This is a genomic window from Longitalea luteola (assembly GCF_017356035.1).
Lineage (GTDB): Bacteria > Bacteroidota > Bacteroidia > Chitinophagales > Chitinophagaceae > Niastella > Niastella luteola.
Genome location: NZ_JAFIQX010000001.1, coordinates 237,202 through 249,015, shown reverse-complemented (window position 1 = coordinate 249,015; position 11,814 = coordinate 237,202). Strand labels below are relative to the sequence as shown.

6 protein-coding genes are annotated in these 11,814 nt (G+C 46.7%); 1 reads left to right on the top strand and 5 read right to left on the bottom strand.

Annotated elements, in window-relative coordinates; all coding sequences use genetic code 11:
- Positions 1 to 44: 44 nt before the first annotated feature.
- From JUB15_RS01020 to JUB15_RS01005, 4 genes are read right to left on the bottom strand one after another with little or no spacing between them, the layout of a single operon-like run.
- Positions 45 to 2,975 (bottom strand): glycoside hydrolase family 38 N-terminal domain-containing protein, encoded by a 2,931-nt coding sequence (locus JUB15_RS01020; RefSeq protein WP_207510378.1) that lies wholly within the window; start codon positions 2,973 to 2,975, stop codon positions 45 to 47.
- A gap of 55 nt (positions 2,976 to 3,030) precedes the next feature.
- Positions 3,031 to 3,804: a DUF3823 domain-containing protein gene (locus tag JUB15_RS01015; protein WP_207510377.1), complete on the bottom strand. Its 774-nt coding sequence runs from the start codon at positions 3,802 to 3,804 to the stop codon at positions 3,031 to 3,033.
- A gap of 10 nt (positions 3,805 to 3,814) precedes the next feature.
- Complete coding sequence (locus JUB15_RS01010; protein ID WP_207510376.1) at positions 3,815 to 5,737, bottom strand: RagB/SusD family nutrient uptake outer membrane protein; 1,923 nt, start codon at positions 5,735 to 5,737, stop codon at positions 3,815 to 3,817.
- A gap of 8 nt (positions 5,738 to 5,745) precedes the next feature.
- Positions 5,746 to 8,994, bottom strand: coding sequence for a SusC/RagA family TonB-linked outer membrane protein (locus JUB15_RS01005; protein ID WP_207510375.1), 3,249 nt, complete (start codon positions 8,992 to 8,994; stop codon positions 5,746 to 5,748).
- A 388-nt stretch (positions 8,995 to 9,382) separates the two neighbouring features.
- Here JUB15_RS01005 and JUB15_RS01000 point away from each other — a divergent pair, with 388 nt between their 5' ends.
- Positions 9,383 to 10,114, top strand: a complete 732-nt coding sequence (locus tag JUB15_RS01000) for a GntR family transcriptional regulator (RefSeq protein WP_207510374.1) — start codon at positions 9,383 to 9,385, stop codon at positions 10,112 to 10,114.
- A 118-nt stretch (positions 10,115 to 10,232) separates the two neighbouring features.
- On the opposite strand, the gene JUB15_RS00995 is transcribed toward JUB15_RS01000, so the two are convergent.
- The gene (locus JUB15_RS00995) at positions 10,233 to 11,786 is read right to left on the bottom strand and encodes a sulfatase family protein (protein WP_242696152.1); all 1,554 of its coding nucleotides are present in this window, start codon (positions 11,784 to 11,786) and stop codon (positions 10,233 to 10,235) included.
- Positions 11,787 to 11,814 lie beyond the last annotated feature (28 nt).

The window sequence follows — 11,814 nt, the reverse complement described above, 5'->3', positions numbered from 1 at the left end:
TTAATGCTGCGTTATTGACATACTTAATGAATCCAATACTTCTGTTAAAATACCATTCGTAGACTTACTGTTCCGTATTTCGGTAACACCAGGCGTCCCATGTTTCGTTGTAATAGCTTTTCGCCTACTGTGCAGGTAAAAACCGATTTTGGTAACTGCGATGGATAAGTTATGCTGACGGTTTCTGTTTGAGCTGATAAAGAGCGCAGGCGAACGATCAATGCCTGCTTATCATCACTTACCTTCAGCGCTGAGATGATCGTTTTTGAATTATCGAGTGTGATCAATGATCGATTCAGGGGATTGTTATTTGCCGGTACTGCTATCAGCGGGCGATGCTGTTCCATACCAAACCGGTTGGCTTCTACCACATCGTATTTACCATGCACTTCCATGCTGTAGGTAGAGGTAATGATACCCTGCTGCTTAGGCGAAAAATTGGTATCCCAATGATTGTTCACCGGCCATGAGATGATGGTTTGAGTAGCCGGTAATTTTTTGAGCCAGCGATCGACCTGCCGGGCCCCATCGAGTATAGTGCCGGTAATATTTCCCAATTCAACCACCGGCGATTCAATGGCAGTCCAGGTAATCCCATAGTCGTTGTTCGATACATCGATCCATCGTTGAAACGCCAGCCAGTTCCTGTTGGCGCCGGGTAACTGATCCATCTCAGGCGTCATAACTCCCCAGGGAATATCCATTTGCACATTACCACCGGGCACATTAAACGCAAACCCGTAGTGTATTGCCTCTTTTTTCCTGTTGGGCAGTTTATCTATGGTATTGATGAAAGTGACTACCGGTTGGTCCCTGACAATTCGAACTTCCCGGGTTAACCATTGGCAGCCTGGCGCTTTTGACGTGATCACCAATGAAGCAACCAATGGACCCTGTTCTTTGATGCGAACGGCTACATCAGTAGCCGGAATGATCGGGCCGCTGCTGTCTTTACCATTCCATACACCGGGCACATAATTAAAACTATTGAGCTGAAAAGTGGACGAACGATCAACCAGCTCGCGGTTATTCTTCAGATCGACCAGACTGCTGATACCACCTGTTCTTTCATCTACTATCAGCAGCAACCGCTCATTCCTTAAAGAAGTTGAATCTGCTACCAACGTGTGCGCTGCATGGCTATTGCCAGGTATTACCCGGTATAACTTCGAAGCCAATGCCGGTATAATGCCCGATTGAAAGACCAATTCTCCATTCGATAACCGCTGCGCCAACACTTCGCGATCGGCTTCATCCACCACCCGGTCGCCCGCCTTGCTTTGCTGTGGCGACAAAACCACCAGTCCGCTGCGGGCCCAGGACAAGGTATTGAATACGGCTATGGTATCGCTGTTCGTTACGGAGACAGTTTCAAGTGCTTTCGCAATAAGCTCATTGCTGATTTGTGCGGCATTTTCAAAATAAGCTCCTTTGTTGGCTTCAATTCTTTCGGCTAATGGTGTACCGGGATTTTGCGCGCCCCAGGTATGCTCTGCAGCCAAGAGCAGGTTTTCCCAGGCGTTATAGAACTGTTGCGCCGGCGCCGCTTTTCCCGGGCGTAACAAAGCCCATAATGTTTCAGCCTGTACCAGATCTTCTTTAGCTTCCCTGGCCAATGCCACCCGGCGTGCGTCGGAGCCCAGGCCGTCTGTCCAGTATTCCGTGAAGTCGCCGCTATAACTGGGAATTATCTTTGCATACTTCGTTTCATAAGCCTGTAATATCTGCTTTGCTCCGGCAATGATCAGTCTGGGATAGGCATAACTGGCATTCCATTGCTTCACTGCCTCCGGCAGATCGGCATCGATCAAACAATTATCAGCCATAGACCAGGTGATGGCTATAATATCGTAAGGAGAATTATTCTTTTCCAGCCGCGCTGTTTCCTCGAAAATGAATGGATCTATGAAGTGCTTCATCGGCGTTGCCGTATGCAGGCGGTCGCAGGTATCGGTAAACGATTGAATTTTACTTAACCCGTATTTGCTGCCCTTAATGGTGTAGCCTATACCATAGGGCGTGGCCTGCAGGAACAGCAGCTTGCTTTTGCCATCGGGCGCCATCCAGTAAAATGGTTTATGCCCCAGGGTTCTGCGCATATCATAGTAATTAGGAAAACTGATAAAACCTTTTATGCCGTTTTGTACAGCAGCTTGCACCAGCCCCCAGCTGCCACCGGGATTATCAAATTGCACCATCGTATTCACCGGTACGCCTGTCACGCTTTGGATATATTGCTGGTTGCGGAACATCCGCATCAATTCCTCTTCAGAACAGGTGCTGGTATTCATGTTGGAATGTGCGCCGTCAATTTGTACCCAACCGTTTTTTACGGCATCGATCAGCTTTTTCCTTTTTTGCTCTGTAGCCGTCTTCAGGTAACTGTTCACCACCCAGGTAGCTTCCGGGTTCCATACAAAGCGTGCACCTACCGGGTAATGCTGTGTTTTCTTTGCCAGGTCGATGCCTACGTCGATGTTTCGCACCTGTAATTTTTCAACCGTTTCCTGTAAGGCTGTATAACCAATATCCAGATGTGCATGCGGATAGATATATACAGTCCATTGCTTTTTAGCTGGAACCAGCACAGTGTCTGTACTGCTCTGGTTATTTGAGCGTAAGGCAATCGTTACGGTTGTTTCGGTTACGCCTACATCTGCAGGCAATAAAATGGCGATTGAATCGGCATTAGTACCCGCTTTGATAGCTGTCGTTTCTTCGCTCCTGTTACTTTTTACGGTAACGGTTGAGTTATCTGCCAGTTTTCCCTTACTAATATAGAGTACCACTTCTCTTCCTGCCTTTCCATCTTTGCGGTACCTGTACCAGGGCTTTACTTCGCAACTAAATGACAGCGCTTCGTCAGGCTGATATAAACAATCTACACATTTTAATTTATTCCCCGTTGTTTTGTTTATGGAAAAAACCAGCATTATACCTACCGACCAGAATAAAGCATACCGTTTACTGCTCATACGAATAATTTATAACTTTCTATACACCTGTTCAATGCCAACATAAAATATTCCATTACGGGATCGATACCTTTTTTACTTCATTGTAGTTATACGGACGACCCAGGTTAGGGAAAGTCGTTCTGGCCGCCACCCGTACAAACCAATCGCGTTTATCAGGTAAAGCACCGCCTGAAGTAGTGAATGTGAGCGTTTGCCCCAGCAAATTGTTACCGTTCGTGCCAGTATATGCTACACGGGTCGAGTAACGAGGATCGAAACTATTGGCATTGCTGCCTACGTATGGCAATCGATTCACATACAAATTAATGTCGGTTACATTCAACTGGTAGTTCGGGTCATTCGTACCGCGGGTAACAATGAACTGCACACTAACGGTTCCGTTGGCATTCAAAACCGGTTCGCCTACCCATTCTATGCGCAGAAAGGGCTCCACCGTAAAATCAACTTCTGTTATACCACCCTGGATATCCACCTCTTTACTTTTGTCAACCGGGTTGGCGCCTGTTTGTACCAAAGGGACAAAAGCGCCATCGGCAGAAATTCTATAATGACCGGCAAATATTTTGGTATTGTTATATGTACCATCCTGCATAGTAGCCAGGTAGAGCGGCGTTGGGTTATCACTCCAGCTCAATTCTCGTAATTCAATGCGGGTTCCGGTTCCATTTTCACCCGATACTTCGCCCGGAACATTTTTACCTGTGCCGGCATCGATGATCCTGCCTCTTAATGTTTGATCGGGAGCAGCATAATTATCCACTTTCGAGCAGGCGGCTGCTGTCATCAACGCCATGCCAACGGTGATATAATAAATTACATTTTTCATATTGAAAGAATTAGAAACCTGGGTTTTGAACTAAGTTTGGACTTTTTGTAATGGCAGCTGTTGGAATTTGTTGATAATACCAGCGGGTATCAAAGGTGAACCGGACGTTTCTCTCATCTGTGCGCGCATCGAAGAAATACTTACCGGCGTCTGCTGAATAGAATGGCATCAACACTCTGTACAGTGTGCTGTTCTGTTCTTTATCAAGAATGCGCCATCTGCGCAGATCCCAATAGATCTTGTTTTCAAAAGCCAGCTCTTTTCTGCGCTCTCTCCTAATGGTATCAATAGTTAAGATGGCAGCCGGTGTGGCGCCAGCCCTGTTCCTGATGGCATTGATATTATTCAAAGCTGTGGTGAGGTAATTAGCCCCCTGCCCTGCTTCATTTAATTCAAAACCGGCCTCAGCTGCATTTAACAACACTTCTGCATACCTGATCTCGATCCAGCTTTGTTCTGAGCGGTTGGTCATTACTTCCGAGGTTGGTTTATCCGGCACCAGGTATTTGCGAACAGAAAATCCGGTTATGCTGCCACCAGGCCCGTTGGCTGCCAGATTGGTAAATATTCCACTGGCGCCGGCCGGATTCATCTTTGAGCCGTTGGGTAATGTATAAGGTGTTTGCAATACCGCCGCTGATTGTACAATGTTCGTAGTGGGGTAATTCTGGGTAGAACCTTCCGGCAATAACCGGCTGATGCCGCCGGCTGCACTACCGGTGTATATTCCACGCCGGAATTCGATGCTTTGCCCTTTGAACATATCCCCGGGTAAGATTACAGTAGCTCTCAGCCTGGGCTCGGCATGGGCAAACAGGTCCATCGTATTGTTATATAAGATGTACTTACCGCTGCCATCGAGTGTTTGAATAGTGCCGTCAGCATTTTTGGGCAGGCCTTCAAACATTTCCACAAAATCGAGTGTAGGATTTGTTTCTGATGAATAATTACCACCGGGACCTTCCAGTTGCTTAGGCACGCTTAAAGCATCGTAAGCATGCACGGCATCAGGATATTTATACTGACGGATAAATATGTTCTCCGGACTGGCGGCATCCAAAAACAGGTTCACAAAATTCTGGTAGATCGCCGTTTTATCACCGGTAACAAAATTCCGGGTATATAAAGAATATTTACCATTCAGCAGTGCTGCCGCATCGAAGCTGGCTTTAAAGTAGGTGTTTGCTTTTGCAGCAGGAATGCCGCAAAGACGTTCCGAACCAGCCGTTAAATTAATGGTATTGTATTTGGCAACGGTTCCAGCGAACAACATCGCCCTCGATTTAAAAGCTGCTGCCGCATACTTGCTGGGTCTCCCCGGTTTATTGCTTTCCGGCAGATTGTTCCAAGCAAAATCCAGGTCTTCGGCAATCATGTCATACACTTTTTCTTCCGATGACCGCGGAATTTTCAGCTCCTCTATACTGGCCGTTAATTCGTCGATGGTTTGGTTGGGTTTTGTCAATACCTTATCGACTATTGGCACGCCGCCATACCTTTTAACCAGAGCGAAATAGGTTATTGCCCTGATGAACCGCGCTTCGCCCTGCCAGTTATTCACCTGGCCGGCACTAAAATTTTCGGCATAGGCGGGCAGCGTTTCCATGAAGTAATTACTTTCCCGGATCAGGCTGTATGCATCTGCCCAGTAATTAAAAGTTTCAATGGTATTGGGCATATCCCTGCTCAACGCCTCACCGGTTAAACCACTAAAGGAACCAATAACAAAAGCGTTGAAGTTAATGGTGGGTGAGTATTTAAAATCCTCGATGGGTAAACGGCTGTACATCCGCGCCATGTAGGAAGTGATACCTGCTTCGTTGGTAAATATGTCTTTGTCCTGCACAACGTTCAGCGGTGGCACATCCAGCTTTTCACAGGCACACAACCCGATAAAAAAAACAGCTACTATGATAGATATAGACTTTTTCATGGCAATAATTATAATTGAATATTTACACCGAAAGTGAGTTTAATATCGAGTGGGTACAGATAGCCAAACTGGCTGGAAGGATGTTCGGGATCAAGGTAACGGAGTTTTGTAAACGTTATGGGATTATAACCGTTGGCATATATCCGCATGTTTTTTATGCCTGCTGCAGAAAGCCATTTATTAGGCAATGTATATCCCAGCTCTACCGTTTTTAACCGCAGGTAGGCGGCGCTCGAGGCGTTGGCCAAAGTATTTGTATAAGGAACCGTACCGGTATAAGCAAAATGACCGGGCACCCATTCCGTTTTTGGATCGTATGGATCTGCCGTTGGATCTGCGGGATGCCATCTGTCCATAAACTGCTCAAGCGCACCGCCGCCCGCCCAAAGCGGTGTATTCAATTGTTCAAAATAAGAAACGTACACTTTGCCTGCGCCGTTCCAGGTCATACTAAAGTCGAATCCTTTGTACGCTGCATTGATCGTGAACCCGTAAGTGATGCTGGGCAATCCGGCGGTTGCAATGGGGCGATTGTCCTGTGTGCTGATCTGCCCGTCGCCATTCCAGTCTTCATACATATAATCGCCCACCACGGTATTCCTTGGTAAATAAAAGGGGTTGTTAACAATGTCTTCGTATGACTGGAATTGTCCATTGCTACCATAACCCCAATAGATATTGTTCCAACGATTGGCAGTGTAAGTACTGTTGTTCCAGTTCAGGTACGAGTTGCCTGCTCTGGCTGCAACACGGGTCGTATTCATGGTTCTTGTATAACCGAACACACCTTTCACCATATAGTTCCAATCACCGATCCGGTTTTCATGGCTTAGTTCCAGGTCAAAACCTTCCGTGCGATCGCCATTCAGGTTCTCCTGTGGCAATCCGACTCCCACCACATCGGGCAACGTTAAAACTTGAGTAGCCAGCAAACCGGAACGGTCGCGGCGGAAATAGTCGAATGTGACGCCCAATAATCCACGCCAGGCCTGCGCATCTACACCAATATTCAGCATTTTGGCAGTGTACCACGAGATGGCAGGATTAGCCAGGCCTTTACTTTGTACAGCACTGATGAAAGTACCGTCAAATACAGCTCCACCGGGTGTACCGGTTGCACTACCGCCTGCAGGGTAATTGTAACCGGTAATGAATTGGTAATTGGAAGCGTTCTCATCACCGGTTAGCCCATACGAGCCACGCAACTTCAGGTTGTTGATGAAAGAGAGTTTGGAACTGTTCTTAAAGAAATTCTCTTCAGAGATCCGCCAGGCGACAAAACCGGCCGGAAAAAACCCCCATTGTTTATCAACAGCGAATTTCGAAGAACCGTCTTCCCGGAAAGTGAACTCGGCAAAATACTTTCCTTCATAGTCATACGCCAAGCGGCCTACATAGGAAGCATTGATGGTCTTGTACAACCAGTTAGGCGACATATTTGCCTGCTGGTTGGTGCTGTTACCTGCCAGCAGCTGGTCTACCGCAATGGCCAGTTCCCGCTGGGCATAAAGATTGTCGGCGCTGCGCGTATTCCTTTCATACAACAAGAGGGCCGAAAGGTTGTGGCCGCCAAACTGCCGGTGGTAATTCACAGAAGCCTGTAATAAGCTGGCCGGGAATTCAGCGTATTGTCTTCTGATAGTAGCTGGTGTTTGCTGGGGTACCGGTTTATACGTATCGGTACTGGCGTCGTAATTATACAGGTTGTACGCCTTCATATATGTTTTGTAGCTGGTATCGTTGAAATCGTAACTGTACAATGCTTTCAACGATAAGCCCTTTACAGCCGGCACTTCATAGGTTAAACTAACTGAGCTCTGAAACCATTTATTCCTGTGGTCAATATAACCGTTCACATCGGACCGGGAATGCGCAACGCCATTGAGGTTGCTTGGCACATTATTGAAATACGCCGGATTATTGTTCGCATAAATATTTTGTATCGGCGGCTGATACCAGAGACTGCGGAAAACATACCAGGGAGAAATATAAGGCTGCATCTTGCGATCAAGGATCCCCGACAGGTTCATATCCAACGTTAAGCCTTTTGCCACTTTGGTGCTCAGGTTCGAGCGGATGTTGTAACGCTTATAGTTTACATCATCACTTTTGAAGATGGCATCCTGCGACATATAGCCAAGGCTTACAAAATAAGTGGTATTATCGGTTCCGCCCGATGCGCTGATATCGTGTTGTGTAAAGGGAGCCGAATTGCGAATGATAGCATCCTGCCAGTTGGCCGCCACTTTGGTTCCATTTCTATAAGCTTCGAAATCGGCTTCTGTGTACAGCGGCGTGCCCCCGTTGACATTATGCATGCGCTGCTCATTCACCAGGGCCATATAGTCGAAAATGCCAACCGGCTCGGGCAAACGCGAAGGGAACTGCAGTCCATACGTTCCGTTATAAGAAAGGTCTAATTTACCTTTTTTGCCTTTTTTAGTAGTGATCAATACCACGCCGTTGGCAGCCCGAACACCATAAATAGCAGCTGAAGCATCCTTTAACACAGAGATGCTTTCGATATCTGCCGGGTTCAAACGCGTGATGTTATTTCTGGGAACGCCATCGATCACCACGAGCGGATTCCCCAGGCCTCTTATGTCAAATGAGTTATCGAAACTTCCGGGCTCACTGCTGTTTTGTATTACCCGTAAACCGGCTACTTTACCGGTCAACATATTTTGTACGTTCTCATTTTTCGTAGTGACCACTTCTTTACCGGTAACAGCGGCTACTGCACCGGTGAGCGTGGCTTTCCTGCGGGCGCCATAACCGATCACCACCACATCATCGAGCGAAGTAGCGCTGGCTGACAGGGTTACATTGATCGGACTCAGATCACGTATCAGCCATTCCTGAGAAGCATAACCTGTCATGGTAAAAACAAGTGTCTGCCCTTTTTGTGCGTGAATGGTAAAAAGTCCCAGGGAATCGGTTGAAGTACCCGTTTTTGTTTCTTTAACGATGACAGACACTTTTGCCAGCGGATTTCCCGTTCCACTCATCACAAAGCCTTTAATAGGATTGTTACTTTGCGCCACGACCGGTTCAAGACTGCCGATGAACAGCAGGCCTATAAGTTGAAAGGCAACATAAAAAAAGACCTTGGGTGAAAATGATTTTGTCCGCACAACCGGAGGCGGCTGGGTGTTATCGGCATCAACCGATGAGCGGGTAAAGCTTCGCCATAGGTTACTACGATCAAAAGAAGAAAGTTTTCTTTTTGGGGTAGTAAATATTGTCAGGGAATTCATATGCAAACGCAGGTTATGAAATGATTAAATGACGTTACATAGAATAAGGAGAAAGGGCAGGCTTTGATAGCGTTCCGATGAGGATGAAGGTTTATGTCGTTTTGTGCTGGTGGTTGGAACGAGGTATGTAAAAAACTGTGTAGCGGTTCTTATGTTGACGGTCGTGCAGGAACTGAAAAAACTGTTTTATCGGTAGATGTTGATGGCATATAATCAACATGCCCTTCACGGGAGCTGGAACTTTGTAAAAGGATCGCTTTTTTCATATGCAGGCAGTTTAGTTTGGCAGCAATTTCAAGGCAAATATATGTACATACATATAAACATACAAAACATTTCGCCGGGTTTTTTCTATTTTTGTCCCGACTGCACGAAAAATTAACCCAGCATGAAGCTTCGTATAGACCATAAAAGCCACGTCCCACTTCATTTACAGGCCGAAGAGCTGTTACGGAATATCATCCGCGATCCGCAGTATGCCGAAGGCAAGTTCCTGCCCAATGAAGTAGACCTGGCGAAGGAACTGGCCATTTCGCGTACCACTTTACGGCAGGCGCTGAATAAACTGGTGTATGAGGGTTTGTTGATACGTAAGAAAGGGATCGGCACCAAGGTAGCAGAAGCGTCTGTTAGCTCGAAATCGAAGAACTGGTTGAGCTTTTCGCAGGAGATGCAGGCCCGTGGCATTCCTATCAAGAATTTTGAACTGCATGTTACCTGGGTATATCCCGACGAAGCCGTGGCTAATTTTTTTGAGATCACCACACAGAAAAAAGTGTTGAAGCTGGAAAGGCTGCGAGGCCGTCCGGAAGGGCCTTTCGTGTATTTTGTATCTTTCTTTCATCCCCGGGTAGGATTAACCGGTGAAGAAGATTTTAAAAGACCCCTGTATGAGATACTGGAGAAAGATTACCGGGTAGTAGCCAATTTGTCGAAGGAAGAGATCAGTGCGAAAGCGGCTGGCAAATTCATTGCTGGTAAGCTGGAAGTAGAGCCTGGCAGCCCCATCCTCTTTAGAAAGCGTTATGTGTACGACCAGGGCGACCGGCCTATCGAATACAATCTTGGTTATTACAAGGCAGACAGCTTTGTATATACAATTGAATCGAGGAGGGAATAGTGGTCAATGTGCTGATTTGCTAATGTGCTAATATGCTAATGAAATACAAGTATCGGTATCGGTATGGCTGTTTCGCCATCCGCGTTTCAAGGTGAAAGCCCCTCCAGGCGCCAGGCATTCACCATTCACCAACATCGTCCTTATATCGCTGCTGCAGCGCCCGTAACCGCGTTTTAAGGTCCTGAATAACCTTCGCATATTTCGGATCATTATATAGGTTATGTATTTCCAGCTTATCTTTTTTCAGATCATACAATTCCCAGGCATGGATCGGATCATAAAAATGCATCAGCTTATAACGTCCTGTATAAATGCCGTAATGGCGGGTAAGGCCAAACGAAAGCTCATAATAATGATAATATATTTCCTTACGCCAGTTGCGGACCTGGCCTTTTTGCAACAGCCTGTTCATTGACTCACCCTGCATGTCTGCAGGAACCGCAACGCCTGCATACTCAAGTAAGGTGGGCGCTATATCCAGGTTCAGCGTAAACTCATTTACCTGTTGACCTGCTTTTATCTTTGCCGGGTACCGTATAACCATAGGTGTTCTGAACGATTCCTCATACATGAACCGTTTGTCGTACAGGCCATGTTCACCCATGTAAAATCCCTGGTCGGAAGTATAGATCACGATGGTATTTTCAGCCAGACCGGTTTTATCGAGGTAATCCAATACCCGCCCGACATTATCATCTACCGACAGAATACAACGCAGATAATCTTCCATATACCGGCGAAACTGGAACTTTACCAATGAAGCAGGATCATGGATCTTTTTGAATTGCGCATACTCCGCTTGATAAACGGAATCCCACTGCCTGCGTTCCTGGGGTGTTAACCGTTCAATTTCCCGCTGGTATTCGGCAGGCGCCCAGTTATTGATGGCTGTAACTGCACAGGTGTCACAGGGAATTTTGCTATCGTACCGGATATCGAGGTCATGAGCCACCGTGATCTGCTGCCGCTGCAAGGCCGGACGATCTTTATAATCATCATAAAAACTGGCTGGCAACGGGAATGCAGCATCATCGAATTTGTGCAGGTACTTCAGTGGCGGCATAAAATTGCGATGCGGCGCCTTGTGATGCAGCATGAGAAAGAAAGGTTTGCTGCGGTTTGCATCGATCCATTGCAGCGACAGATCGGTAATAACATCAGTTACATAACCCTTGTATACGGTATCTTTTCCCATTTTAATAAAGGGCGGATTATAATAATGCCCCTGCGCCGGCAGAATATTCCAATAGTCAAAGCCGCTCGGCTCGCTCCATAAATGCCATTTACCTACAATGGCCGTCTGATAACCGTTTGCCCGCATTATCTTCGGCAGCGTTTGTTGCGCCCCGTTGAAATAAGTGCCATTATCCCTTAGGCCGTTAAGATGAGAATATTTGCCGGTCAATATAACCGCCCGGCTCGGACTGCAAACCGAATTGGTGACAAAGCCATTCTTCATAACAGCGCCTTCACGGGCAATGCGGTCAATATTCGGCGTTCGTACCAGCTTAGAACCATAGGCGCTGATCGCCTGCAGGGCATGATCATCGGCCATTATGAAGATGATATTGGGACGGGTACACTTCGCCTGCTGACTAAAAGCAGTTTGTCCAGAAAAAATAAACAGCAAGCTCACTGCATGCATCATCAATACGAACAGCAGGCGGTTCATATGGCATATTTTGTTGAGTGTTCAAAAG

Bases quoted from the DNA above. Each gene is read 5' to 3' on its own strand.
- JUB15_RS01015 (WP_207510377.1), bottom strand. From the start codon at position 3,804: ATGAAAAATGTAATTTATTATATCACCGTTGGCATGGCGTTGATGACA.
- JUB15_RS01010 (WP_207510376.1), bottom strand. From the start codon at position 5,737: ATGAAAAAGTCTATATCTATCATAGTAGCTGTTTTTTTTATCGGGTTG.
- JUB15_RS01005 (WP_207510375.1), bottom strand. From the start codon at position 8,994: ATGAATTCCCTGACAATATTTACTACCCCAAAAAGAAAACTTTCTTCT.
- JUB15_RS01020 (WP_207510378.1), bottom strand. From the start codon at position 2,975: ATGAGCAGTAAACGGTATGCTTTATTCTGGTCGGTAGGTATAATGCTG.
- JUB15_RS01000 (WP_207510374.1), top strand. From the start codon at position 9,383: ATGAAGCTTCGTATAGACCATAAAAGCCACGTCCCACTTCATTTACAG.
- JUB15_RS00995 (WP_242696152.1), bottom strand. From the start codon at position 11,786: ATGAACCGCCTGCTGTTCGTATTGATGATGCATGCAGTGAGCTTGCTG.